At 65.7% G+C, this 25704-nt stretch carries 25 protein-coding genes and 1 pseudogene; 16 read left to right on the top strand and 10 right to left on the bottom strand.

Annotated elements, in window-relative coordinates; all coding sequences use genetic code 11:
• Nucleotides 1-41 precede the first annotated feature (41 nt).
• Nucleotides 42-1211, top strand: a complete 1170-nt coding sequence (locus tag NKI49_RS06395; protein WP_352601644.1) for a DUF1972 domain-containing protein — start codon at nucleotides 42-44, stop codon at nucleotides 1209-1211.
• A complete protein-coding gene (locus tag NKI49_RS06400; RefSeq protein WP_352601646.1) occupies nucleotides 1208-2485 on the top strand; it encodes a glycoside hydrolase family 5 protein in 1278 nt (425 codons plus the stop codon). Before NKI49_RS06395 ends, NKI49_RS06400 begins: the two co-directional genes overlap by 4 nt.
• 33 nt (nucleotides 2486-2518) lie before the next feature.
• Here NKI49_RS06400 and NKI49_RS06405 read toward each other — a convergent pair whose 3' ends face one another.
• Complete coding sequence (locus NKI49_RS06405) at nucleotides 2519-3850, bottom strand: VpsF family polysaccharide biosynthesis protein (protein WP_352601648.1); 1332 nt, start codon at nucleotides 3848-3850, stop codon at nucleotides 2519-2521.
• A gap of 1 nt (nucleotide 3851) precedes the next feature.
• On the bottom strand, nucleotides 3852-5981 hold the full coding sequence (locus NKI49_RS06410) for a GumC family protein (protein ID WP_352601650.1): 2130 nt from the start codon (nucleotides 5979-5981) through the stop codon (nucleotides 3852-3854).
• A gap of 348 nt (nucleotides 5982-6329) precedes the next feature.
• Between NKI49_RS06410 and NKI49_RS06415 the strand changes: the two genes are divergently transcribed.
• From NKI49_RS06415 to NKI49_RS06445, 7 genes are all read left to right on the top strand, one after another.
• Nucleotides 6330-6716 carry a YkvA family protein gene (locus NKI49_RS06415; RefSeq protein WP_352601780.1) on the top strand — a complete coding sequence of 129 codons (387 nt, stop codon included), beginning with the start codon at nucleotides 6330-6332 and terminating at the stop codon, nucleotides 6714-6716.
• Nucleotides 6717-6831: 115 nt separating this feature from the next.
• On the top strand, nucleotides 6832-8340 hold the full coding sequence (locus tag NKI49_RS06420) for a glucosamine inositolphosphorylceramide transferase family protein (RefSeq protein WP_352601652.1): 1509 nt from the start codon (nucleotides 6832-6834) through the stop codon (nucleotides 8338-8340).
• Between the two features lie 83 nt (nucleotides 8341-8423).
• Entirely contained in the window at nucleotides 8424-9455 is a 1032-nt protein-coding gene (locus NKI49_RS06425) for a hydroxyacid dehydrogenase (protein WP_352601654.1), read from the top strand.
• Nucleotides 9456-10026: 571 nt separating this feature from the next.
• The gene (locus NKI49_RS06430) at nucleotides 10027-10704 is read left to right on the top strand and encodes a GntR family transcriptional regulator (protein WP_352601656.1); all 678 of its coding nucleotides are present in this window, start codon (nucleotides 10027-10029) and stop codon (nucleotides 10702-10704) included.
• A gap of 209 nt (nucleotides 10705-10913) precedes the next feature.
• The gene (locus NKI49_RS06435) at nucleotides 10914-11225 is read left to right on the top strand and encodes a hypothetical protein (RefSeq protein WP_352601658.1); all 312 of its coding nucleotides are present in this window, start codon (nucleotides 10914-10916) and stop codon (nucleotides 11223-11225) included.
• A 250-nt stretch (nucleotides 11226-11475) separates the two neighbouring features.
• Nucleotides 11476-13464 carry an acyltransferase family protein gene (locus NKI49_RS06440; RefSeq protein WP_352601659.1) on the top strand — a complete coding sequence of 663 codons (1989 nt, stop codon included), beginning with the start codon at nucleotides 11476-11478 and terminating at the stop codon, nucleotides 13462-13464.
• A gap of 263 nt (nucleotides 13465-13727) precedes the next feature.
• Nucleotides 13728-14039 carry a hypothetical protein gene (locus tag NKI49_RS06445; protein ID WP_352601661.1) on the top strand — a complete coding sequence of 104 codons (312 nt, stop codon included), beginning with the start codon at nucleotides 13728-13730 and terminating at the stop codon, nucleotides 14037-14039.
• A gap of 54 nt (nucleotides 14040-14093) precedes the next feature.
• On the opposite strand, the gene NKI49_RS06450 is transcribed toward NKI49_RS06445, so the two are convergent.
• Nucleotides 14094-14696, bottom strand: a complete 603-nt coding sequence (locus tag NKI49_RS06450; RefSeq protein ID WP_352601663.1) for a DUF6456 domain-containing protein — start codon at nucleotides 14694-14696, stop codon at nucleotides 14094-14096.
• Between the two features lie 161 nt (nucleotides 14697-14857).
• On the opposite strand from NKI49_RS06450, the gene NKI49_RS06455 reads away from it, so the two are divergent.
• Nucleotides 14858-15139, top strand: a complete 282-nt coding sequence (locus NKI49_RS06455) for a DUF982 domain-containing protein (protein WP_352601665.1) — start codon at nucleotides 14858-14860, stop codon at nucleotides 15137-15139.
• Between the two features lie 90 nt (nucleotides 15140-15229).
• Nucleotides 15230-15547 (top strand): DUF982 domain-containing protein, encoded by a 318-nt coding sequence (locus NKI49_RS06460; protein ID WP_352601667.1) that lies wholly within the window; start codon nucleotides 15230-15232, stop codon nucleotides 15545-15547.
• Between the two features lie 83 nt (nucleotides 15548-15630).
• Here the strand turns inward: NKI49_RS06460 and NKI49_RS06465 are convergent, their stop codons facing one another.
• Nucleotides 15631-16110, bottom strand: coding sequence for a hypothetical protein (locus NKI49_RS06465; RefSeq protein ID WP_352601669.1), 480 nt, complete (start codon nucleotides 16108-16110; stop codon nucleotides 15631-15633).
• Nucleotides 16111-16737: 627 nt separating this feature from the next.
• Here NKI49_RS06465 and NKI49_RS06470 point away from each other — a divergent pair.
• Entirely contained in the window at nucleotides 16738-17433 is a 696-nt protein-coding gene (locus NKI49_RS06470) for an XRE family transcriptional regulator (RefSeq protein WP_352601782.1), read from the top strand.
• A gap of 78 nt (nucleotides 17434-17511) precedes the next feature.
• On the opposite strand, the gene NKI49_RS06475 is transcribed toward NKI49_RS06470, so the two are convergent.
• On the bottom strand, nucleotides 17512-17814 hold the full coding sequence (locus tag NKI49_RS06475; RefSeq protein ID WP_352601671.1) for a hypothetical protein: 303 nt from the start codon (nucleotides 17812-17814) through the stop codon (nucleotides 17512-17514).
• A gap of 180 nt (nucleotides 17815-17994) precedes the next feature.
• Between NKI49_RS06475 and NKI49_RS06480 the strand changes: the two genes are divergently transcribed.
• From NKI49_RS06480 to NKI49_RS06495, 4 genes are all read left to right on the top strand, one after another.
• Nucleotides 17995-18357: a hypothetical protein gene (locus NKI49_RS06480; protein WP_352601673.1), complete on the top strand. Its 363-nt coding sequence runs from the start codon at nucleotides 17995-17997 to the stop codon at nucleotides 18355-18357.
• 101 nt (nucleotides 18358-18458) lie between these two features.
• Nucleotides 18459-19037, top strand: coding sequence for a hypothetical protein (locus NKI49_RS06485; RefSeq protein ID WP_352601675.1), 579 nt, complete (start codon nucleotides 18459-18461; stop codon nucleotides 19035-19037).
• Nucleotides 19034-19621, top strand: coding sequence for a hypothetical protein (locus NKI49_RS06490; protein WP_352601677.1), 588 nt, complete (start codon nucleotides 19034-19036; stop codon nucleotides 19619-19621). Before NKI49_RS06485 ends, NKI49_RS06490 begins: the two co-directional genes overlap by 4 nt.
• Nucleotides 19618-20193, top strand: coding sequence for a hypothetical protein (locus NKI49_RS06495; protein WP_352601679.1), 576 nt, complete (start codon nucleotides 19618-19620; stop codon nucleotides 20191-20193). Before NKI49_RS06490 ends, NKI49_RS06495 begins: the two co-directional genes overlap by 4 nt.
• A 22-nt stretch (nucleotides 20194-20215) precedes the next feature.
• Here the strand turns inward: NKI49_RS06495 and NKI49_RS06500 are convergent, their stop codons facing one another.
• The 5 genes and pseudogenes from NKI49_RS06500 to NKI49_RS33350 all read right to left on the bottom strand — a co-directional run.
• Nucleotides 20216-21334 carry a calcium:cation antiporter gene (locus tag NKI49_RS06500; protein WP_352601681.1) on the bottom strand — a complete coding sequence of 373 codons (1119 nt, stop codon included), beginning with the start codon at nucleotides 21332-21334 and terminating at the stop codon, nucleotides 20216-20218.
• 131 nt (nucleotides 21335-21465) lie between these two features.
• A complete protein-coding gene (locus tag NKI49_RS06505; RefSeq protein ID WP_352601683.1) occupies nucleotides 21466-22764 on the bottom strand; it encodes a hypothetical protein in 1299 nt (432 codons plus the stop codon).
• Nucleotides 22765-23046: 282 nt separating this feature from the next.
• Entirely contained in the window at nucleotides 23047-24063 is a 1017-nt protein-coding gene (locus NKI49_RS06510) for an ABC transporter permease (RefSeq protein WP_352601685.1), read from the bottom strand.
• Nucleotides 24060-25121 carry a sugar ABC transporter ATP-binding protein gene (locus NKI49_RS06515; RefSeq protein ID WP_502899514.1) on the bottom strand — a complete coding sequence of 354 codons (1062 nt, stop codon included), beginning with the start codon at nucleotides 25119-25121 and terminating at the stop codon, nucleotides 24060-24062. The genes NKI49_RS06510 and NKI49_RS06515 overlap by 4 nt, the downstream gene beginning before the upstream one ends.
• Nucleotides 25116-25544, bottom strand: a pseudogene (locus tag NKI49_RS33350) (ATP-binding cassette domain-containing protein); the annotation flags it as partial. The gene NKI49_RS06515 and the pseudogene NKI49_RS33350, both read right to left, overlap by 6 nt.
• Nucleotides 25545-25704: the final 160 nt, after the last annotated feature.

Here is a 25704-nt window from a genome sequence, read left to right on the forward strand (position 1 = left end):
CCTCGCATTGCAGTCGAGCGGACCTGAAAGCGTCAACGGCCATGAAACCGGAAAGGCCTTCCATCCTGATCCTGGGAACGCGCGGCATCCCGGCGGCCCATGGCGGCTTCGAGACCTTTGCCGAGAAGCTGGCGCTTTTCCTGGTCGAGCGCGGCTGGAAAGTCGGCGTCTACTGCCAGGAGGAGGTCGAGCGGGTCGATCAGAGGGTGCGCAGCGACACCTGGCGCGGCATTGACCTCATTCACGTTCAGGTGGCCTCGAAAGGCCCGCGCGCGACACTGGAATTCGACTGGCAATGCGTGCGCGACGCCGCCCGGCGGCCGGGCCTCTGTCTCGTGCTTGGCTACAATGGCGCAGTGTTCCTGATCTGGCTCAGGTTGATGCGGCGCAAGGTCATTACCAATATGGACGGCATCGAGTGGCGCCGCCCGAAATGGGGCCTGGCGGCGCGCACATGGTTCTGGCTCAACGAATGGATCGGCGCCTGGGCCTCGCATCGCCTGGTCGCGGATCATCCCGTCATCGCGGATCATCTGGCGACGCGCCGGCCGCGCAGCGCCATCGCCACCATCGCCTATGGCGCCGATCCGGTGACGTCGGCGCCGGAAGGGCCGGTGCGGGCGCTCGGGTTGGAGCCCGGAAAATACCTGATCTCGATCGCCCGCATCGAGCCCGACAACAACATCCTGCCGATCGTCGAGGCCTTCTGCAGCCGCGAGCGCGACATGAAGCTGGTGGTGCTGGGCACGCTTTCCGATGAAATCCCCTACCACGTCGCCGTCCGCAAGGCAGCGAACGGATCGGTGGTGCTGCCAGGCGCCATTTACGACCAGGCGACCGTCAAAGCACTCCGGTATCATGCCCGCGCGTATCTGCATGGCCACACGGTCGGCGGCACCAATCCCTCGCTGGTCGAGGCGCTGGCCGCCGGCAACATGGTGATCGCGCACGACAATCCCTATAACAGGTGGACCGCGGGCGCCGCCGCCATCTATTTTTCCGACAGGCAGAGTTGCGCGGCGCGGATGCAGCAGGCGCTGGATGATGACGCGCTGGTCGAAGCCTGCGGCGATGCGGCCAGGACGCGGGCTCGCGAAGCCTTTCGTTGGGAAGACGTCCTGCTTGCCTACGAAAAGGAAGCCTATCGGCTTCTCGGTGTCACCACCGCCGAGCCGGCAGCGATCGACCACCCGTCGCCCGGTTCCGTATGACCGGCTGGTCCCGACGGCGGCTTCTCAAGGCAGCGCTGTCGACAGCCGCGGTGCCCACCGCGACGATGCTTGGCTCCCTTCCGGCCGTATCGCCCGCCTTTTCCGCTAATGGCGGATGGCGCTTCCGCCGCGGTGTCAATGCCTGGCCTTGGTTCTCGCTGACGCGCGAATTCCCGGCGCCGCGCACCGATTATGATTGGCCGCCATTCCAGTCCGATCGGCCGGTGCCGACATTTGATGACCTCCGTCGGCTACGCTCCACGGGGCTCGATTTCATCCGGCTGCCAGTCGATCCCGGGCCTTTCCTGGCCGCCGATGCCGCCACGCGCGGCCAATTGCTGGACATGCTCGACGCTGCCGTGGCGGCAGCCCTCGACGCGGATCTAGCTATCATCGTCAACGTGCAGGCCAATGCAGCAACCCATTACTGGAATCCCGACCGCATGATCTCCAGCATCGCCGCACCGGCCTTCGACCTCTATTGCGGACTGGTCGGCGAGCTCGCCGGCAGGCTGGAGCGGTTTACATCAGGCATGGTGGCACTGGAGCCGGTCAACGAGCCATCGCAGGCCTGCGGTTCAGAAGTCTGGTCGCAGGTCCAGGCAGCGCTTCTGACCGCGGCCAGGAGATCGAACGCAACCTTGCCGCTGGTCGTCACCGGCGGCTGCGGCTCGATGGTGAGCGGGCTCGCCGCGCTCGATCCGGCGCCGCTTTCGCGCTTCGCGCCGATCCTGTTCACCTTCCACTTCTACGAGCCTTATTTGTTCAGCCATCAAGGTGCCCCCTGGATGCGCGAACCCGTCTATCGCTCGCTCAACAATGTGCCATGGCCGGCTTCCGCCGGTTCCCTCGATGCGACGCTGGCGTCCGTCAGGGCACGCATGGCCGGGGATACCGAAATCTCCAAGGCGGCCAAGAAAGCCGCCTACGCGGAAACCAAGCGCGTACTGAAGGTCTATTTCGACGCCCAGCCCGACCGCTGGTTCGTCGACAAATACATTCGCCAGGTTCGTGACTGGGGGGATGCGCATGGCATCGCGCCGGAACGCATAATCATGGGCGAGTTCGGTGCGCTGCGCACCGACGCCCGCTACGTCGCCGCGCCCAATCCGGACCGCGCGCGCTACATCGCCGACGTCAGGCAGAGCGCCGAGGCCTCCGGCTTTCCCTGGACGTTCTGGAATCTGTTCGACGGCATGGGCATGATCGACGACACCACGCATGCGCTGGACCCCGCAATCGTCAACGCGCTCGGGCTGGAGATGCCGGAATAGACGCCTTCGGCCGGCGGTCCCTCTGGATCAGTGCTATGCGCGCGCCACTTGCATCCGTTGCCGCGCCACTGCCCGCGCCGGCCGGTACAGCACCAGCGCCAGCACCACGAATTTGGTCAGCAGAGTCGTCTTGGAGGCGAGGCTTTCGGAGGTGTTGAGCAGGATCAGCCAGCCCAGCATGGGCAGCCAGATGCCGGGATGGCAGCGGCGTGCCACCTCGTGCATGAACAGTGCGAAGCCGAACAGCATCAGCAGGGTAAAGAAGGCGCCCTGATAGAGCACCATGCGGATGATCGGGTTCTCGATGCCTTGTTCCAGGCCGTTGATGCGGCGCAGGGTTTCGATCAGATCGATATCGGGCCCCACGATCAGGTCGGGCAATCCCAGATTCTTGAAGAGTTCGAACATTTCGACGCGGGCATTGGCGCTGCCGCTGTCGGACACGAAGCGTTCCAGCAGCGCGTCGAAGAAGCCGTAGGAAAAGAGAGCGGCGACCGCCACCGGCAGCAGCGTGGCGAGCAAGACCGCAAGGGCCGCACCCAGCACGCTGACGCATCCACGCCGCAGATAGGCCACGCCCCTGAAAAGCAGATAGATGCCGCCGAGCACGAGCGTCGTCATCATCGCCGAGCGTCCGCCGAAGGAGACCAGCGCCGCGGTTTGCAGGCCGATCAGCCCAAGCCGCACCGGCATCGACAGCGACCGTGAGCCGGAGAGCAGCGCCAGCACATAGACCGCGGTGATCGTGGCATTGGCCAGCGGATGGCCCTGAAGCGCGGTGGAGCGCAGGTCGGTGAAAACCTCGCCGTCGAGCCGGTAGGGAAACACCAGCGTCTTGGTCGCGAACTCCAACAGCGCCAGCAGCGCATTCGCCGACATCACCGCGTGAACGACCGTCTGCAGCCGCGCGAAGGTCCGTTCGTCGTCCTCGGCCAGCATCAGCACCAGCAGCGCCGCCGCCACGAACGTATCGACCATGCCCGCCATGCCTGGGCGTTGCCTGACGACGACCACCACCAGGAGCACGATCGAGATGGCCGCCATCAGAGCGCTGGCAGGCCGCCGGTCAGCGACCGCCATCATATAGCCGACGGGATTGCCGAACGTGCATGAGCGCCACGCAAACACCAGCACCAGGAGATAGGTCGACGGATGGATCTTGGTGGCCGGACTGCCGAGCAGGCCGTCGTAATTGTAGCCCACCAGCCACAGCATGCCGCCGGAAACGGCGAACAGCACAGCCACCATGATGACCAGCCCGAAGCGGGTCACCCAGTCGACGGAATCGCCGGCGCGGGATGCTGCGGCGGCTTGACCCGGCGCGGCCCAGCCGGCTGCCGGGTTGGCGGGCCGGACGGCGGCCATGTCAGGCCGCCTCGTCGACCAGCAAGGCGCCGGTCGGCAACCGTCCCATGACCGAGATGGCCTGCGAGGTGGCCGCGACATCACGCATCGGCGTCGAGTTCAACGTGGCGACCAGCACGATCTCGTCCGCCATGGCGACCAGCGGCGAGGCGTTGAGGTTGTCGACCAGCGCGCCGCCATCGACAATGACGAGGTCGAAATTGCGGCTCGCCTGGGCCAGCATATGCTGCGCGAAATAGACGCCTTGCGCCTCCTGGAAGACCGCCTTTGGCCGGCCGCTGCCCAGAAGCGCGACATTGCTGCCAGCCGCATACTGGCTGAGCGCCTCGAATGTGTATTCGCCGCGCAGCACGTCGAGCAGGCCGGGCTGCGGCTCCTTCTGGCCGCTGCCGGCATTGGTGTCGACGAACAGGACGCGGCTGCCCCTGGCGGCTGCGGCATTGGCCAGTAGCCTTGCCACCTTGCCGCGCTGTGCCGCGTCGTCGGGCGGCGACGTCACCAGGATCGACGGCACCAGCGGCCAGTTCGGCGGACGCCGGCTGGAGGAGGATATGCGCCTGAGCGCCAGCCCGGCGACGGCATCCATCTTCTGGCTGGTCGGAACGACCGCACGGGCGAAAGGCCACCAGCGCCGGCGGCTGCCCGCTTTCGCCGGCAGCACGCCCAACACCGGCGCATCGATCGCCGACTGCATCTGCGCGCTTGAAAGCACCGTCGGGGACAAATATTCGGCGATCAGCGCCAGGCCGGTGCCGAGCCCCAGCCCGCCGAAAATCGCGCCGAACAGGAGCAGCGACAGGGGTGGCCAGCTCTTCTTCAGGGCGGGCATGGCATTGGAGATGACACGCGCATTGGTGCTGTCGACATTGATCTGCTCGCGTGTCTCCTGAGCCCTCTGCAGATAGGTGGCGTAGACGGAGCGGACCGCTTCGAGATCACGTTGCAATTCGCGCAGTCGTACCGAGGCCTGGTCTGTGTCGAGCGACTTGCTCTTCATGCCCGCGACCTTGGCCTCCAGTGCCTGCTGGTTGGCCAGCGCCCGTTCGTAGTCGGTCTCGGCGGCGGTGGCGATGCGGCCGAGTTCACGCGCGATGAGCTGGCGCGTGTCACGAAGTTGCTGCTGCGCGGCGATCATCGAGGGATGGCGTGGGCCCATTTCCGTGCCGAGCTGCGAGACATGGTCGACAAGCGTCGCCTCCTGCGCCCGCAGGCTCGAGATCACCGACGAGCGCATCGCTTCCGAGGTCGCGTCCGGTGCGCCGCCCGACCTGCGCAGCTGGTCCACCTGTGCCTTCAGCGCCGCGGTACGGCTCTGCGCCGCGGACAGTTGCGTGTTGATCTCGGTGAGTTCCTGGTCGCTGACCAGATTGCCCGCGGTCATCACCATGTTGTTGGCGGACTTGTAGGCTTCGACGGCGTTTTCAGCCTGCTGGACGCGCTTGCGCTGTTCGTCCAGCCGCGCGGTGATCGACTTCGAGGCGTCCGTAGCGGCTTGCGCGCGCGCGCTCGCCTGGTCGGCCAGATAGGCTTGCGCGATCGCATTGGCCAGCATCGCCGCCTTGGCGGCGCTCTTGGCGGTGATGATCACGTCGATGACCAGCACCTTGTCGGCCCGCTTTACCGCCAAGCGCCCGCGCAACGCATCGAGCGTCTTGGCGGTCTTGTCGGTTTCGGTCGACTCCGAGCCCAGCACTCCGCCGAGTAGACGCCCCAGCAGGCCCTGCCCGTTGAATTCCGGATCCTCGGTCAGGTTGGTCGAAGCGATGGCCCTGAGCAGTACGCCCGTGGACTGGACGACGCTGACCTGGCTCTCCACCTGGGTGATGCCGCCGTCAGGCGGGACGCGGCTCGGATTGACGTCGTTGCTGACCACCTGCAGGTCCTGCGGATCGATGATGATTTCCGCCACCGAGCTGTAGAGCGCCGGCGTAAGCAGCCCGTAGAGCAACGCCGCAAGCGCCAGCACCGCGGTGGTGGCGAAGATCACGAAACGGCGGCGCACCAATATGCGCTTCAGGTCGCCCAGCTCGACGGTCGAGGGCGCATAGGACGCCGTCGGCACCACTTCCGGGGCGTATTGCACCACCTCCGGAGCGTGTTGTTGCGGCAACGAGAGCAGGGATGATTGCAAAGGCCGCTCCGACAACACTGCCTGCAAGATGAAATCGCAGTTTTGACCTAGCTATTCTTCAACTGTTAAAACACTGTTAATTATGTTGAGAGCTCTTTCCATTTTTTGGCACGGAGTTTGCCTGGAAATGCACCTGGGCGATTGCGGCGCGCCCGCGCGGGCTGCGGTAGCCGGGAAGTTGCATGCTCGTAGGCACGAGGGCTGAATCATGTCGCACGCCGAGTGGGTTATCCCTTCCACTTCCATCACAACCTCATGTCGCCAAATCGCGGCGGCCGGGCGGTGGGCGCCGGCGCGGCGGCCCATGGGACGATGGACAAGGACGGCCGAAACGGGCGAAAACAGGCGATGACCCGCCTGTCGTCCCTCAGGGCCTGGGCTCGCGGCATCAAGCGGGACGTGGTGGCACTCTGGATAGCGGCACGTGACCCGCGCGTCCCTTGGTATGCCAAGGCCGCCGCGGGCATGGTCGCCGCCTATGCCCTTAGTCCGATCGACCTGATACCGGACTTCATCCCGGTACTCGGATATCTCGACGACATCATCATCGTGCCGCTTGGCATCCTGCTTGCCGTGAAGCTCATTCCCGCACCGCTGATGGAGGAGTTTCGGCAAGAAGCGATCCGCCGCGAAGACAAGCCGACAAGCCGTTGGGGCATGGCGGCGATAGCCGCAATCTGGTTGGCCGCCGCCGTTTGGCTGGTGTGGCTGTTCTGGCCCGTTCGGACGATTTGACCCTGTGAGCACATTATCAAGCATCTGCCGGCTAGAACCGCAGCGAGCAGGAGGCACGGACGCAGATGAGGCAACAGCTTGAGGACGCCGGGGACCAACAGGCAGGGACCGCGAGATGCAGCTGAACCTGCGCCTGGACGGCGAGTGCCTGCGCGCTTTTCACCTTGTGCTGCTGCAACGCCTTGCCGCGCTCGCGCATGTCGAGGTCTCGGTCGACGCCCGGCCGGCGCAAGGCGGCATCCCGCGTGGCGCCGAGGCGCTGTTCCAGCTTGAAAGGGCCATACATGGCCTGCCCGCCAAAGGGCTGGCCGAGCGCGTGCCGCTTTCGGCTCTCGCCCCCTACCGCACGCAGCCGCCTGCCTCAGCCGATCTGGTGCTCGACCTCTGCGGCGACGTGCAACGGGAAGGAGCGCGCGTCTGGCGCATCACCTATGGCGGCGCCGCCGGCGAAGCGGCCCTGCTGGCGCTGGTCCTCGACGGCCAGACGCCGCTTGCCCGCATCGAGGAGAATGGGGCCGTTATCGCCGAGGGGCGGTTGGGAACCGAATATGGCGGCGTTGCCGTCGCTTCGTTCCAGGACATACTGGCGCGCACGGCGAGCCTGATCGTGGCGGCGGTGGCGGGTACCGCGCCCGCCGCCCTGCCCGCCCTGCCGGAACCGGCGCGAGCCAACGTCCAGCCGCCCATGCCCTCGACCGCCAGCCTTGGCGTCAGGGGAGCCAAGGCGCTCGCGCGGCGCATCGTCCAGAAGATCTATCATCTCTGCTACAATGCCCCGCACTGGCAGGTCGGCTGGCGCGAAACCAACGGCCGCGATCTGTTCGAGCTGCGCGCGCACCCGGCCGAGGGCTGGAAGCTGCTGCCGGATGACGGCAGCCGCTTCTACGCCGATCCGTTCCCGATCCTGTACCAAGGCCAGGTGACGCTGTTCGTCGAGGATTATATCCACCGGCTCGGCAGGGCCATCATCTCGGCCGTGCCGTTCGGTCCGGCCGGACCGCTCGGGCGCCCGGAGCCGGTGCTGGACCTGCCCTACCATCTCTCCTATCCCTTCGTCTTCGAGCGAGACGGCGAAGTCTGGATGGTGCCGGAAAGCTGCGCCAACGGGACGGTCGATCTCTACCGCGCCACTGCCTTCCCCGGCGGGTGGGTCAAGGAAGCCACGCTTCTGTCCGATATCGTCGCCAGCGACGCCACCTTGGTCGAGCATGGCGGCCGCTGGTGGATGTTCGCCACCGTGCGTGACGGTGGCGGCGCCTTTTCCGACGCGCTGCATCTGTGGTCGGCGCCGGATTTTCGCGGCCCCTGGACGCCGCATCCCAAGAATCCCGTGCTGGTCGACATCGCCTCGGCGCGGCCGGCGGGGCGCGTGGTGAAACGCGGCGACGCATTGCTGCGCCCCGTGCAGGACTGCCGCAGGAGCTATGGCGCGGCGCTCGGCATCGCACGCATTGCCCACCTTGATTTGAACGGCATGGAGCAGGTCGTCGAAAGCATTTTGACGCCGGGCACGCTATGGGGCGGCCGCAAGCTGCATACGCTCAACGAGGCCGGCGGCCTCGAATTCATCGACGGCTCGGCGATCGCACCGCGCTGGAAACAAAAGCGGCCTCTCCACGCGTAAGTCGATTTTCGCGGTTAAAAATCGCTCGATACGGGGTACATTGCTCCGATTCCGCGATGAGATCGCGCCGGGAGGAATCCGCCATGTCAAACAGCGTCTTGCCGCTGGTCATCAGCGCGCCGCAACCACGCACGCTCGACCTCATCTTCACGCCGCCCCAGCTGGCGCGCTTCAGGGCGAAGTATCGCATCGTCGAGACGACGCCCGAGGGCGTCGCCGAACTGCCGGCCGATGTGCTGGCGCAGGCCCGCTACATCGTCGGCCAGCCGCCGATCACGCCGGAAACGCTGGAGACGATGAAAGCGCTGCGCTGCGTCTTCAACGTCGAGACCAATTTGCTCAACAACATGCCGTACGAAACGCTGTTTTCGCGTGGCATCCATGTCGTCACCACCGGGCTGGTGTTCGCCGAGCCGGTGGCCGAGCTCGGTCTTGCTCTGGCGCTCAACCTCGCCCGCGACATCGTCGATGCCGACCTCGCCTTCCGAAAGGGTGAGGAACTGTGGGGCGGCGATGGCAATCAGTCTGCGCGGCTGCTTTCGGGCGCCGATGTCGGCATCGTCGGCTTCGGCGATCTCGGCCGCGCGCTGAACCGGCTGCTGACGGGCTTCCGTACCCGCACGAAAGTCTTCGATCCATGGCTGCCGCCGTCGATCCTCGTCGACAACGGCGTCGAGCCGGCCTCGCTGGACGAAGTGCTGTCGGCTAGCGACTTCGTCTTCGTCGTCGCCTCGGTGACAAGCGAGAACCAGGGGTTTCTCGGTGCCGATGCCTTCGCCAAGATGCGCAAGGGCGCCGCCTTCATCCTGCTCAGCCGCGCCGGCGTCGTCGATTTCCCCGCCCTTATGGCGGCGGTGAAGAGCGGCCATATCGTCGCCGCCAGCGACGTCTTCCCGGAAGAGCCGCTGGCGCAGGACCACCCGGTTCGCGTCTTGCCCGGCTTCCTGCGCTCCGCCCACCGCGCCGGCGCACTCGACATCGCCTTCAAGCGCATGGGCGACATGGTGCTGGAGGATATGGACTTGGTCGACCGGGGCCTGCCGCCGGTCCGCTCCAAGCGCGCCGAACGCGAGACGGTCGCGCGCATGCGCTCGAAGCCGGTAGACAAGAACTGAAGGACGGCGGCGGTCGGCCCGCTGCCACGGCGTGCTCGGCGGCCGAGATCGTTGGTGGAGCGGCCTGAGGCTAATCGTGGGCGTTGGAGTTGGGCATCGTTGGAGTTGGGCATCAATGGTATTTGGCAACCTTCGAGATTAGTCGAAAACGTCTCTCCCGTCGTCATCCTAGGGCGAAGCAAGGAGCGCAGCGACGCGGCGCAGACCCTAGGATCCATGCCGCGACGCCTGCCGGAGAATGCAGCGGCGCAGACAGGTCGGCGCCGTTACGGTTTACCGCGAATTGTGCCGACAGCCCGTGCTGCGGCTTCCGTTTGAACCTTTGCGCCACGCGGCGTTCTGCAGAGAGACGTGGAACGATCGCGCCGCGGCGAAGTTTTACAAGCGGTCGGGCGACGGCAAACCCGGCTTACTCCAGGGAGGCCCGTCACGGCTCGCGTCGGTGGCGGGCCTTGCTGCGTTCCACCCGATCAGCCTGTGGCCAGCCTTGCGCACAGGAGTTAGAGTGCGGCCGCAGGCAAAGGAACGCCTCTCCAGGCCAACAATTGGCTTGGGCACAGCAAGGTTCGCGATGCTCAACACGTTCGACTATGGCGGCAAGGAAGCCGACACCGTGCATGCGCTGGAAGAGGACATCATCTTCGGCCGGCTGGTGCCCGGCACACGGCTGGTCGAGGACGTGCTGCTGGCCCGTTTTCCGGTCTCGCGCCACGTCATCCGCCAGGCGCTCTACCAGTTGGAGAAACTCGGCATCGTCACGCGCGAGCGCAACAAGGGCGCCACCGTGCGCCGGCTCTCGTCCGAGGAAGTGCGCCAGATCTACGAGGTGCGCGAAATGTTGCAACGACAGGCGGCGCTGATGATCCGCCTGCCGGCCAGCGACGCGCTGATCGCGGAGTTGACGGAGATCCACCGCATCTACAGCGGCCATGTCGACAGCGGCTATCTGCGCGGCATCCACGAGGCCAATGACCGCTTCCACCTCACCATGTTCTCGGCTTGCGGCAATGCCCATCTGGTGTCCTCGATCGAACACTACATGCGCCTTAGCCTGCCGGTACGGGCCAATTCGCTCGCTGACAGGGAAAAGCTCGACGTCTCGCGGCAGCATCACTGGATGATGATCGAGGCATTGAAGCGCAGCGACAACTGGGTGCTGGCGCAGCTTTGCGTCGACCATCTGCAGCCGAGCAAGGCGTTTTATCTCCAGGAGATCGGGACGACACTCACGGCCGGCGAGACCGGCTGAGCGAACTCGGCACAAAAACCGGCGGCCCGCGCCCATGCAGGCTTCACAAGCAAACGAAGAAACCCGTAGAAAGTTTCTGGTCTCCAACCGATTATTTTCTGCCGCCTCCACATGACCGGCATGGTGAGGCGGAACTTCCCCCGTCTTGATCCCGTTCAAATGGCTGATCGTTTCTTCGACGGTCATAAACGATAGGGAAGGATACCGTCATGAATATCAAGATGACCTGTTTAGCCGCCATGGCACTTTCCATGGCTGCCGGGTCGGCACTCGCCGCCGCGACGTCGACCTCGGGAACATCGGCTCTCGACGACCCGGCCAAGATGCAGCCCTTCTACACCGACTCCAGCATGAAGACGCTGCGCGGCAGTGACGAGTTCACGAAGGCGTGGAAGGCGCTCACTCCGGAAGACCAGAAGATGATGATGACGGCTTGCGCGGACGAGGCCAAGAACGCCAACGCCGCGAACAGCCACCCGGAATTCTGCAGCAACGTGAAGGCGAATGGCGGCAGCAAGTAACGCACCCTCGCCCGGACCAGGAGACAGCCCCGTTCGCGGGGCTGTTGTTTTGACGGCTTGCGTGCCGCGCGGTTGGATATGCCCTGCCTGACGCTCTCTTGTCAGCCGGCCTAGCATCCAGCTCGGCCCAGTCGACCAATTTCCTTTCGCCTTTTTCCAGCCATGTTGCACTGCGAAAAATTTATTGCATTGCGATATCGGCCGGCTCGGCCGACACTGGCGACGGGCTGGCTTGCACGAAGGAGTTGTCGTGTCAGCATCGTTCCGGCCGGACATACAAGGGTTGCGCGCGCTGGCGGTCGGCGGCGTCGTCGCCTATCATTTTGGCCTCACCGCTCTGCCCGGCGGCTTTGCCGGCGTCGACATCTTCTTCGTCATCTCGGGCTGGCTGATCACCACACACCTCATGCGCGAGATCGGCGACACCGGCCGGCTCGACCTCTGGCGCTTCTATGCGCGGCGCGCCCGGCGCCTTCTGCCCGCCGCGCTTTTCGTCATCCTGGCCACGCTGGCCGCCGGCTACTTCATCCTGGCGCCGCAGGAGCAGGCGCTCTATTCCCGCGGCGCCATGTATGCCAGCGCCTACGCCATCAATCTGTGGCTGCTGCGCTGGTCGTTCGACTATTTCGCCGCCGACGCCGCCAGCAATCCGTTCATCCATTTCTGGTCGCTTTCTGTCGAGGAGCAGTTCTATCTCGCCTGGCCGGCGTTGCTTCTGCTCGCCGCCTGGCTGCGCCCGGGCCGGCACATGGCCGTGGCGGTGATCGGCGTGGCCGGGCTCGCCTCCTTCGCCACCTGCTTGTGGCTGACCAGCCTCTCGCCGGCCTGGGCCTTCTACTTCTCGCCGTTGCGCGCCTGGGAGTTCGCCGCCGGCGGCCTGGCGACGCTGGTGCCGGCGGCCTTCCCGGGCCAGCGTCCATGGCTGCGCGCGGCGCAGGGCTGGCTCGGCCTGGCGCTGATCGCGGCGGCCTATCTCTGGCTCAGCGAAGACCTGCCCTTCCCCGGCTGGTATGCGCTGCTGCCGGTTGCCGGCACGGTGCTGGTGCTGCTCGGCGGCGCGGGCGAGCAGACCGATGGCCAAGCAGACGAACACACCGGCGGGCCGGCCCGCTGGCAGGCTTTTGGCCCCGGCGCGATGCTCTCGTTGCCGCCCTTGCAATGGGTCGGCGCGCTTTCCTATTCGCTCTATCTCTGGCACTGGCCGGTCATCGTTTATGCCGGAATGCTGGTGCCGGACCTCAGCGTCCCGCAGCGCCTTGGCTGCGCCGCTCTGGCGCTGGCGTTGTCGGTGCTGACCTATCACCTCGTCGAGAACCCGGCGCGGCGCGGCGCATGGCTGACGGCGGGCGCCAGGGCGCTGGCCCCCGCGCTGGCGCTGACAGGCGCGGGCGTGGCCGTCGCCTATGCCAATGCGCATCTCGCCACGCGCAACATCGATCCCGAGCAGCGCGGCATCGAGGAGGCGGCCGAACAACCCTCCATCGCCCGCGCCACCGACAAGAACTGCCTGCTTGATTTCCACACGGTGAAGCCCAAGCCCTGCGTGTTCGGCCCGGCGGATGCCGCCCACACCGTCGTGCTGTTCGGCGATTCGCACGCCGACCACTGGTCGACGCCGCTGGTCGAAGCCGCCCGGCGCAACGACGCCAAGGTGGTCACCTATCTCAAATCCTCGTGCCGCGCCTCGCGGCTCTCCACCTTCAACACGGTGCTGAAGCGCGACTACACCGAATGCGACGCCTGGCGCGAGCAGGCGATATCGGACATCATCGCCCGCAAGCCGCGCCTTGTGGTGATATCGGAATTCTCGATCGGCAACCTGACCCGCGACTTGCCCGCCGCCAGCCGCAGGGCCGAGACCGCGCGCTGGCAGGCCGGCCTGCGCTCGACCTTGCAGGCCTTCAGCCGGGCCGGGGTCGAGACGGCTGTCATCCGCGACACGCCGATCAACGACAGCTTCGCCGATTCCTGCGTTGCCCGCGCGCTGTGGTGGCGCGAGGCGCCCTCGCTCTGCGACACGCCAAGGGCGCAGGCCGCCAACGACGGCGCGGCCGCCGCCGAGCGCGCCGTGGTGACCAGCGTGCCTGATACCCGCTATGTCGACCTCACCGACCGCTTCTGCGGTCCCACCGCCTGCCACGTCTTCATCGGCGGCAAACTGGCCTTCCGCGACCGCCACCATCTGGCGACGGCGTTCGCCGAAACGCTTGAGGGACCGCTGGAAAAGGCGCTGTTTTAGGGGTCTAGCCGTTCACGGGGAGAAGATGATTGGAGCGATAGAGGGCTCCCTGCCGCGTCCACGGGACGTCGCACGCGGCAGCCCGGCTGCGCCGCAATACCCAGCGCGGCATATCGGGACCAGGTTTCGCAGCGTAGACGGCATCGATATTTAGCTCGGCCCAGCGGGCACGATCTCGTCGATTTGCCGTTGCGATATCGAATCCGCGGAACGTAGCCGCCTCTCGGGGGTTATATTAGCCTAACCTTGAAGAGGAGGTAGCCATGAAAAAGCTCCTGCTTGCCTCGGTGATAGCCATTGCTTCGGCGGCGGCCGTGACCGCCCCCGCGGATGCCCGCAGTGGTATCACCATCGGCATCGGCGGCTATGCTGACGACTATTACGGCAACGACTATTACAATGGTTATGGCGACTATGGCGATGATTACGTCTATCGCCCGCATTACCGGTACAACATCTATGACAACGGCTACAGGCCGCGCTATTACCACCGGTACCACCGTTGCCACATCGAAGTGATCAGGCACTGGCGCCATCACCACAGAATCGTTGAGGAAATCCGCGTCTGCCGATGACGTGATTCTGTAAAACGGACCCGGCCGGCATCGCCGGCCGGCCCGCTGCCCGCCTCACCTCGGTCGCTTCCCCAGCATCATCCCATAATGCACGGCCAGCAGATCCAGCCCGACCTTCAACAGCTTCGTGACGACATCCCTGTCCTCTCCCGTCTCCCTGGCCAGGCTTTTTATCGACCCGTCCGCGCAGCAGACTTTCTGGACCACGGCGGCCACCTCCCAGTGTCCGAGCGCCTTGGTGGCGGCGGCGTGCGCGCGGCCGGCATCGAGTACGTTGTCGGCGACACCGCCGCCCAGGCGACCATCGTCGATGCGCTCGCTCCAGCGCATCGGCTTGACGCTCGCCTGCTGGCTGGACTGGAAATCCAGGCGGTAGCGCTGGCCGGCCTCGCGCTGCTGGCGCGACAGCGAGGTGATGCCGACAAGCGCGTCGATCGCGCGCAACCGGACTATGCCGCCGGTGGAGGTGTGGCCGTCATTCGACACCTCGTAGACGCGCCGTGCCTCCAGCGTACCGGAGACCAGGCGCTTGCGGCCGAATTCGTCGTCCTTCAGCGCGAAATCATGGCCGACTTCCCTGCGGATACGCACCTGCTCGGCCTCGCCTTTCGGCAGTTTCGGCGCCTGAGGCCTGGCGGCTTTGCTTTTGCTGGGCAAGAGATGGCTCCTCTGTTGAGTGTTTTGGATTGAGGGGGGGGGGGCGCTGTTCCGCCGACCCATCGAGATCGTCACAGCGTCACCAGCTTCGCCGCCCCCCTCCGATGGAACCAGCGGCGGGTTCCGGCGTTGTGTCGCGTCCATGACAAGAGGAGGTTGCCGTGACGGCCTTCTTGCCGGTGACCCTGCGTTTTTGCGACAACAGGACCATGCTGGTCGGCTCGGTGGCCGAGGCGGCGACCGCCCTTGCCCAGCAATGGCCCGACAAGACCGCGCCTGCCTATCTCGGCGCCGCGCGACTGGTCCGGCTCGCGGTCGACGGCAGCTGCTGCCCGCGCATCGCCTTCGAAGCCTTCACCAAGGCGGCAAGGCAACAAGGCATATTGATTGCCAAGCCGAGAAGCCGCGCGCATGATTGGCTCGACGCCGCCGCCGGGCCGTGACCCGGATGCGGTGCAACCGGCTGGCCACCTTGCGCGTTTCTGAATCCCTGGTCTCGAGCCGCGTGCAATGCCGCAATCGAGGTGAACGCCATGGGTACCATGAAAACAGGAGTGCCTCTGAAAGTGCGTCTGGACGGCCATGTCGAAGAGATCGCCAGCGTCAGCGATGCGGCCGATTTCCTGCAGCGCTGGCCGGTCGAACGGCGCGGTCACGTCTACCGCAGCGCACTCAACGCCTGCAGCGCTGCCATCGCGGCGCAGATTTCGGAATCCGACGCCATAAAGGTCTTCACCGGCTTCGCCCGGGTATGCGGCATCCTGGTTGCCGAGGGCGGCCCGGCGATGATGCTCGAGACGAGAACGGTGCAAAGCCGCATGCCCAAACAAGGCCGGCAAGTGCCGAAATAGCGATCGGGTGATTTCGTCTCGGGGATGGTTCATCGCTTATCCCTGTTGTCTCATTCAGCTTTGCCTGCCATGCCGGCGCCCCCTCATCCGCCCTCCGGCACCTTCTCCCGTGGGGATAAGGGAGGCTCACCCCGGCTGCGGAAACGGGCGTTGTGGTAGGCGCAGTAGCTTTTCGGGGCGCTGGTGCGCATGCCGCAGCACAGCATCTCGGCGCCCGGCCGCCCGCCCGGGACGTCGTTTTCCGGGTCTTCTTGCAGTACCAGGTCGAGCGGCGCGCGGCAGCGGTCGAACAGGCAGTCGATGAAGCGCATCGCCACGCCATGCGGCTGGCGGCCGAGAGGCCGACGTCGCGACGCGGGCACCTCCAAGCGATAGGGTTCGCCGTCGGCGATGACCACGCCTTCCACATACAGGCGCGGCGGCAGCCGGACCGACAGCGGCTCGCGCCTCGGCCGGGCACCACCCTGCAACGCGCCGAACGCTGCCGCGACCTTGGGGGCGGAATGCCCGTCCTGCAACCGGCGGGCGATCTCCTCCAATTCGGCATCGGTGTGGTTTGTCATCTCTTAGCCTCCATCCAAGTTCCGCTTTCGGCCGCGCACCGTCGGGTAAGCGCCAGCCCGGCCCACCGGGCCGTGTTTCCGGGGTTCATGTGGTTTTCGCGAGCCGGCCGGAGCCCGGGTCAGCTGGGCCGGGCTGATCGCCGGGCGACGAGGCGCAAAAACCGCGCCTCGGCCGGTTTCCTGTCAGAGGCGCGAACCGCCCTGCCCGCCATCAAGTCGGACAGGAGGAGGATTCTGCCCGCCGGCGCACCGCCGGCCGGATGGACCCGAATCCGCGGGCCAGCGCCATGCCTGGCCAATAGAGGGCCGGAGCCGAAGGGAGCGGCGGCTCCGGCCGTTCCGGTCGCCCCTGACGGGCGGGCCGGACCCGGGCCCGATGCTTGAAAGCACCGGGCCTCGGGCTTCACCCCGGCCGGGGAGGAGGACGGCCGGGACGAAAGGGGACGGTCAAGGCGGGTTAAGGCCGCCAAGGGCATCGAGGCGATCAAGCGTGCCTCGGGCGGGGCCGGCGCCACGGCGCCGTCAAAGCTGGATAGGATCTGCATGCCCGTATATAAGCATAACTTTAAAATTTATGCAAGCTATTCTTTCATGGACGAGGCCAGCTTTCATCGCTCACATGGCGCCATGGCCAAAACGGAACTGTCGATGAAGATCGGGGCGGCGATCCGCCAGGCGCGCAAGCAGCGCGGCCTGGTCATGCGCCACATTGCCGAGCACAACGACACCGATGTCGCCGCCGTCGGCAATTGGGAAACCGGCCGCAATCTGCCCAAGACCGAGAACCTGCTGAAGACCGCCGCCTTCCTGCGCATCGACCCGGTCGCGCTCGGCAGGGGCGAGGTCGTGTTCCTCGACAATGCCGGCCCTGTGGCCGATGCCGAGATCGTCACCGACGCCGGCCCGCTGCCCGCCGGGCCGGCGGACATTCCGGTGCTGGGCGCCGCGGTCGGCGGCGACGACGGCGACTTCACCCTGAACGGCGAGCCGGCCGCCTATGTCCAGCGACCGCCCGGCATCCGCAACCTCACCAAGGTGTTCGCGCTGCATGTGCTCAGCGATTCCATGGTGCCGCGCTACGAACCGGGCGACATGATCTACTGCGGCGGCCGCGATGCGGTGCCCGGCGACCATGTGGTGATCGAGATGTTCCCGGAACAGAACGAGCGCAACGGCAAGGCCTTCATCAAGAAACTGGTCAAGCGCACCGCCGCCGAGCTGGTCGTCGAACAGTACAATCCGCCGAAAACGCTGACCTTCAACCGCTACGCCATAAATCACGTCTGGCGCGTCATCCCGCTCAAGGAATTGCTGGGGTATTAGGGCGGCGGGGCGCCTCTGCATTCTCCCCCTGTTCGCGGGAGAAGATAGAATCGGCGCCAGCCCGCCCCTCCAAAAAATTCACGCCCGCCTCGTTCCCTCCAGCGGCACCTCGCGGTCGCTCAGTATCCGGGCTTCGCTGCGCACGCGCTGGCGTTCGTCGATGAACGCCGCCCGGATCTGGACAGTCGCGCCCGGCAGCCCGTCGGCGCGGCAGGCCGAGCAGACGATGCGCCCCGACAGCGCCGCCAGCGGCGTGTTGCCCGTCACTCCGAACCGCTTCAGCTGATCGGGCCGCCACCATCTGTTACGGCCGCAATCGGCGCACTCGACCGATATCGACGCGACCTGCGCGATCACCGGTTCCTTGCCTGGCAGTGCCATTGCCCCTCCGCATTCTTGTTCCTGCTTTGTTCCCATATTCCTGCGTTTTGACGCGGGAGTCGAGTCGCAGTTTTCAAACTTCCGCAAAAGTTTCCCTTTTGCTATTATTTGAGTTATGCTTATATGCACTCGCAAATGCCAGCCGAGCGCGGTCCCGCCGCGTCGGACCCGGGAGCAAAGATGGACACCGCCGATTTTGCCCGTGCCTGTGGTTATACCGGCGACAGCCCTGCTTTGCTCCTGGCTTTCGAGGCAATCCGCCACAGCGGCATCGCCCACGCCCGCCAGGATCATTTCCGGCGCAAGGCTGTCATCGACGAATTGAAGCATTCGGAAGCGATGTTCCTGGTTGCGATCGGGCCCGCGCTATCGACCGAAGAAGCCCTCGAGGACACCGCCCGCTTCATCGCCTGCTGGCGCAATATGCCGCGCTGGCGCCAGGAGCGGCGGCTGCCCGATCTCGTCAGGGCCAAGCAGCAGCGGCTCCAGGCGCGTTTCTTCCGCCGTTACGGCCACCTTCTGTGGGCACTCGAGGCAGCGTGAGACGGGCAAGCCTGGACCAGCCGGTCGAGGGTTCCAATCGCCGCTTTTTCTTCCTAGATTGCGCGCGGGGTGGCTGATTGTTCGACGTGCATATCTGAAGAATGTTCGAGACTGCCCGCTCAAGAGTTCAGACCTGGATAACGGCCGGCGCGGGAAGCATCGCCGCGCTGTTCGTCGCCGGCCTGATGGGCGCCTTCGGCGCCCTGCCCGCGCACGCTCCGCCGCAATTGCCGCTTGACGTAGCCGTCGATGCCGGGCGCTGGAGGATCAAGCCAATCCGCGCCTATGTCAGCCACGCCGACGTTCATGGCGTGCCGCTGAAACCGGGCCAGAAGGCGTTGGTGCTGGAGGCCGACCTGACCAACCGCACCGCTCAATCCGACAAGGCCTACTTCAATGTCTTCAGGCCGGAAGGGCTCGCTGTGCCCGAAGGCCCGCCGATGATAGCGCTGACCCGGGATTCGACGCTGACGCCGGAACTGCATCCCGGTATGACCGAGCGCATGGCCTATGTCTGGCCGCTTGCCGGCGACGCGAAAATTCCCGCAGCCATCGGCTTCGTCGTCACCGCCGAGATATTCAAGCCGCGCGATAACCTTTATGGCGCGCCCGGCTGGTTCAATCCCTATCGGCTTGGCACCGTCACCTTGCCGGTCGCCGACGTGGGAACCGGCTCATGAGAACCCGGGCGATAGGCAATCTCCTGATCCTCGTCGCCACCGTGGCGCTGAGCTACGGCATGCAGGTGTCGAAGCCGCATTATGCCGATTTGACCGCGCCGATCCCGGTCGGCGGCGCCATGCATGACATGGTGCGGGCGCGCAGCTTCGGTGTCCGTTTGGACAAGGTCGTCTTTGCCCGCGCGCTGAAGACCAGTCAGTTCGGTCGGACGAAGCTGTTGACGACAAGCGGCCTGTGGGCGGTGGTGACGACCAGTCTCACCGCCACCAGCGCCTCCGCCACGGTCGCGGACGGCACCTGGCAAGGCCCGGCCGGATTGCGCTACCGGCAGACCGAACGGCTCGGTTATCGCCAGGACATGCCGCCGCATGCCGTCGATCCGGGCCTGGAGAGGCGCGGCCTGTTCGTGTTCGAGGTGCCTGCGGACCAGATCGGTGGTGCCACGCTGCTGGTCGCCGCGCGGCAGTTCGCCCCGCTCGACGCCCAGGCGCGCATCAGCCTCGATGCGAGCCTTGGCGACGACGGCCAGCCGGCGGAAGTGCTGCCGCAATATGACCTCGACGCCCCGCCGGGCAAGACATGACCGCGATTTCGACCGATGGGAAACCAGCCGCCGACCGGCAGGCAGAGAAAAAATGGCGAAGGCGCAGCCTGGCCGCGCTCGCCATCCTCCTGCCGCTAACGCTGGCCGAGACCAGCTATGACAGCGTGCGCGAATGGCTGCACGGCGAAGACCTCGTCGCGCGCGACGTCGACTTTGGCCGCTCCGCGCCGTTCGGCGGCAGCGACTGGCGGCTGGCGGATCTGCGCGGCGGCAAGGCCGGCCGCCTGCCCGACCGCGCCTTCGCCGTCATCGCCACCTTCTCCGTGACCATCGGCGACCCCGATCTGCAAAGGCTGTGGCTGGGCTGCAAGCTGATGTTGACCGACGCCACGGGGCGCCGCTGGCTGCCGGATTTCATCTCCGGCGTCAGCCTGCCGGATGGCGTGATGAACTGCACCTCGGCAATTTTCTCCGGCGCAAAGAAGGGCGACGTCATCACCATCGGCGACACTTTCATCGTGCCCGAGGATGCCATCAAGACCATCCGCCCGGCCGTCGGGCTGGGAAGCGAGCGACCGTGGTACCTGCGGTTTCAGCGGCCGCCGAAATAGCGACAGCCCCGGCAGCCCGGAGTCACGGCACGGCGATCAACAGAACGTAAGCGACAAAGACGACGAGGTGAGCAAGTCCGGTGAGAACCGTCGTGCGTCCGGTACTGAAACTCACGACACTCACGGCAAGGGCCAGAACCAGCAATATCACGTCGCTCGGACCGAGACCGAGGTTGAGGGATTCTCCCGTGATGAGGCTGGCCACCGCCACCGCCGGGATCGTCAGTCCGATGGTCGCGCACGCCGAGCCCAAAGCGACGTTCAATGCTCTCTGGAGCTCATTCCCCCACGATGCCTTGATTGCGGAGATCGCCTCGGGGAGCAGCACGACGAACGCAATCATCGCCCCGACGATCGCATCCGATTGCGGGATCTGCAGATAGGCAAGGCCATCTTCGACGCCAGCCGCGACCCGTTCCGTCAGCAATACGATCCCGACAAGTCCCAAAAGCAGGAAGACGAAATGCGTCGCCACGCCGTGAACTTGCGGAGAATGGCTTTCCGGGGCGCTTTCGCGGACCTGCACCTCCAGGAAGTCCTCTTTCTGGCTGTAGCTCTGGGCGAAAACGAAACTGCCGTAGAGCAAGAGCGATAACAGCGCGACGAAAGCCAGTTGCGTGGGAGAAAATGTCCCGGGGCTGGTGGCAAGCGTGTAGTTCGGGAGCACCATCGTCAGCACCGTGATCGCGGTCAACACCGAGAGAAAGGAACTTGTCCCCTGCCTTCGGATGTCTTGGTGGCGGTGCCGCCACCCGCCGAGTGTCAGGCACAGGCCCACGATGCCAGTGCAGACGATCATCACAGTGGAGAACACGGACTCTCGCGCCAAAGTCGGATTGTTGGCGCCATGTCGCATCATCGAAACGATGATCGACACTTCGATCGTCGTTACAGCCAAGGTAAGAACCAAGGTGCCGTACGGCTCTCCGACACGCCGGGCTATCGCTTCCGCGTGTCGCAACGCGGCGAAGACGGTTGCCAGGGTAAGAACGATCGATATGCCGGCGACGATCAACACGACCGCCGTTCGGTAATTTTCGATCGGCTCTACGTTCGATTGCAGTATCAACGCCAGCGCGCAGCAGACCACAGGCAGGCCGAAGGTCATTGCCTCACTTCGACGGCGGAAGAAGTAAGCCATGGAATTCTCTTCGATCTTGCGGATGCAAACAGGCGGTCTGTTTTAGCAGACGTCGGGAATGATGCCACTTTCGCCCCATCGCATGGACATGGCAAGGCGCGACGACGACCCCTACGATCTCTTGCCGCTCGCTACCGGGAACGATCGACCGCCTCACCCGTCCGCGCGTCCTTCGAAAGCGAAAACGCCGTCTCCAGCACGGCGGCGAGAAAGCAGACCCGCAGCGGCTCGATCAGGATGCCGGTGGAGGAATCCTGGAACGGGCTGCCGAACAGCAGCGTCACCCCGTGCGAGATGACCTGCCAGACGTCCAGCTCGTGCGGGCCGATCAGCCGCGTCGTACCCAGCCACAGCCAGGCCGCACCCCAGTCGAGCAGGCGGTAGCCGACGACGAGCGTGCACAGCAACACCAGGCTGGAGCTAACCGTCAGCCGCACGCCGTTGGCGATCGGCAGATAGCGCGAGCGGTAGCCCTCGACGAAATGCTCGACGAAATCGCGCAGGAATTTCGGCAGGCCGGCATAGCGCTTGCCGACGCGTTCCAGCCGGCCGTGCACGCGCATCAGGGCGGCGTCGTCGCGCACGTCGTAGCCGTAGATCAGCGCAGCCATGACCAGCCAGATCAGCGGCAAAAGCATGTAGAAGAACAGGTTGACGATTGTCGAGGGCGCGACCGAAGTGATCTCGACCGGCACCATGGGCGCGGCCATCGCGGCCGGCACCGGGCTCGCCAGCCCATCGGCCGACGCCTGCAGAACCGACCAGAAATTGCGGCTCATCAGCCATTGCAGGGCGCTGTCCTTCCAGCGGCTGATCACGTAGAGACCGACGAAGATCCAGTTGGTCTCGCAGATCACCACCACGATCTGCCAGAACCAGGCGGCTCCCGTTTTCGTCTGCATGAACTTGGCCAACCGGCGGATCAGCCAGGATACCGTCACCGAGATCAGCAGCCAGCGCGAATCCAGGACGTCCAGCACATTGCCGCTCTGGCCGAAAGCGGCCTGGTCGAGCGAGGCGCGCGAATATTGCCGCACGATGTCGCCCAGAAACCCCCATGCCGCGTAATAAGCGAAGAAGGGCAACAGTGCGATGGTGATCATCCGCACCAGCCGCGAGCCGCGCCGGTCGGCGGTTCCCTCCCCTTCGGCGACAGCGGCCTTTTCCGCGCCACGCTGCGCGGCCAGCACATGGGGCAGGCCGGGGCGCAGCAGATGGAACATCGCCACCGTCACCACCAGTTGCGCCAATGCCACCAGCGTCAGCATCGCCAGCCCGGCGAAATGATTGGCGAGCGCTACCTTGGCGGCCAGCCGCAGGAGGATGTCGCCGGCCAGAACGCCGGCTAGCACCAGCGTCACGAGTTGCGGCCAAAACCGCAGCAGCAGCGAAAAGCTCAAGGTGATCGGTCTGATGATATCGGCGACCATGAGGTTCTCTCACGACGCCACCCGCCCAAAGCTTTGTAGCAAGGCACGATGGTTTTGCAAGAAAATGGGGCGGGTTCTCCTGCCAAGGCAGAGCGAGGCGCCCCCCTCTGTCCTGCCGGACATCTCCCCCTCCAGGGGGGAGATTGGCAGCTTTGTCTTCACCGCTTCTTCTTCAACGTTGAAAATTGGCGAAGGCAGTCATGACATCCAATTTCCCCCTTGAGGGGGGAGATGTCCGGCAGGACAGAGGGGGCGACGAGCGCTGACCGTCCCCTTTGGCCCTCACCGTCGCACCCGCGACTTCAGCCACCGGTCGAACGCCACCGCCAGGATCAGGATCAGGCCGATGACGATGCTTTGCGTGTAGGAGGAGACGTTGTTGAACTGCAGCCCGTTCTGCAGCACGCCGATCAACGCCGCGCCCACCACCGTGCCGCCGACAGAGCCGATGCCGCCGAACAGCGAGGTGCCGCCGATGACGACGGCCGAGATGACTGTCAGCTCATAGCCGATGCCTGCGACCGCTTCCGAGGAGTTGAGCCTGGCCGACAGCACGAAGGCGGCGAGCCCGGCGAAGAAGCCGACGATGACATAGACCGAGATGAGGATGCGGTCGACGCGCAGGCCCGACAGCCGGGCCGCCTCGGCATTGCCGCCGACGGCATAGACGGCGCGGCCGTAGCGGGTGTAGCGCAGCACGATGTGGCACAGGATGGCGGCCACCGCGAAGATGATCGCCGGCACCGGCACCGGCCCGATCAGCCCGGTGCCGAACCAGCGCATCGAGGCGTCGAAGCCCGAGATCGGGCCGCCATTGGAGATGGTCAGCGTCAGCCCGCGAAACACCGTCAGCCCGCCCAGCGTGACGACGAAGGGCGGCACTTTCAGCCGGGTAATGGCAAGCCCCTGCACGCCGCCGGCCGCCGCTCCCACCACGACGGCGGCCAGGAGAGCCGCGAACCAGCCATAGCCCTGTGTTCCCGACGTCGACAGCGACAGCGTGTTGGCGGTGCCGCCCTTGGCGACGACGGCGGCGACCATGCCGCAGAAGGCGAGCAGCGAGCCGACCGAAAGGTCGATGCCGGCTGTGAGGATGACGAAGGTCATGCCGAGCGCGATCAGGCCGGTGATCGAGATCTGCCGCGTGATGTTGAACAAATTGATCGGGTCGATGAAGCTCGGCTTCAGCACGGTGAAGACGACGACCAGCGCCGCCAGGAACAGCAGCGGTCCGAAACTCATCAACAACCGCGCGACCGTGGCGCTGCCGCGCTGATTCCGTTCTTCGGCGATGCTCATCGTGCCTGCCCCTTCGCATCCTGCCTGTCGAGCGCCATCAGTTCCATCAATCTTTCCTCGTTTGCCTTGACGCCCGGCATCTGCCCGGTGATGCGCCCCCTGCGCATGGTCACGATCCGGTCCGACACCGCCAGCACCTCGGGCAGTTCGGACGAGATCATCATCACCGCGATGCCGCGCGCCGCCAATTGCACCAGGATCTGGTGCACTTCCGTCTTGGCGCCGACATCGACGCCGCGCGTCGGCTCGTCGACGATCAGCACCTTCGGATCGCGTGCCAGCCAGCGCGCCAGGATCACCTTCTGCTGATTGCCGCCCGACAGGCCCTCGATCGCCTGCTCGGCCGAGGCCATGCGGATCGACAGCATTTTCCGAAAACCCGACAGCGCATCGCGCTCGCGCCGCTCGGCCATGAAACCGAAGCCGTTGCTGAACGTGCCCAGCGATGCGACGGAGAAATTCGGCAGGATCCCCAATGCCGCAAAGATCGCCTGGTGCTTGCGGTCCTCGGGCACCAGCCCGATGCCGAGCGCGATGGCGTCGGCGGGTGAGCCCGGCGCAATTGCCTTGCCGTCGAGCGTGATGGTGCCCGCCGCGATGCGATCGGCGCCGAAAATGGCACGCGCCAGCTCCGTGCGGCCGGAGCCGACGAGGCCGGCGACGCCGAGGATTTCGCCCGCCTTGAGGTCGATGTCGACGCCGTCGAGCACGATCGCGTGCGGCGCCTCGGGGTCGCGCACGGTCCGCAGGCCGCGCACCGACAGCACGACATCGCCGGCGACCGCGCGCTGCGCCGGCCGCGCATAGAGCTCGGACGCGGCGCGGCCGACCATCTTCTCGATGATTTTCGGCAACTGGATCGGTCGTCCGTCGTCGCGCTCGAGGTGTCCGGCCAGCCTGCCGTCGCGCAGCACCGTCATGCGGTCGCAAATGGCGGAGGCCTCCTCCAGCCGGTGGGTCACGAACATGATGGCGACCTTGTCCCTGCGCAGCCGGTCCATGATCGACAGCAGCCGCTGCACCTCGGTCTCGGTCAGCGCCGAGGTCGGCTCGTCCATGATGATCAGACGGCTTTCCAGCGACAACGCCCGGGCAATCTCCACCAGTTGCTGTTCGGCCACGGACAGCGCCGAGACCGGCGTCATCGGGTCGATGGAGAGGCCGACGCGGGCGACGATCGCGCGGGAGGCTTCCTCCATCCTGCGCCAGCTGACCAGCCCGAGCGGCCCGGTCGGCGCGCGGCCGATGAAAATGTTCTCCGCCACCGTCAGCGTCGGGATCAGGCTGAGCTCCTGGTAGATGGTGACGATGCCGAGCCGCTTGGCATCCTGCGGGCTCGCCGGCTGGTAGTCGGCGCCGTCGAAGGTGATGTGCCCGCCGGACGGCGGCATGACGCCGGAGAGTATCTTCAGCAGCGTCGATTTGCCGGCGCCGTTTTCGCCGAGCAGGCCGAGGATCTCGCCGGGGCGGATGTCGAGCGAGACATCGCTGAGCGCCGTAACGCCCGCGAAATGCTTGGTCAGGCCCTCGACGGAAAGCAGGACGGGTGTGGCTTCAGCTGGCAAGAGTTGCTCCCTGGGTGCGGTTCATGCTGGCCTCGTCAGCGCGTGAACGCCCCCCTCTGGCCTGCCGGCCATCTCC

It is taken from the genome of Mesorhizobium sp. M0587, assembly GCF_040320945.1.
Classification (GTDB): domain Bacteria; phylum Pseudomonadota; class Alphaproteobacteria; order Rhizobiales; family Rhizobiaceae; genus Mesorhizobium.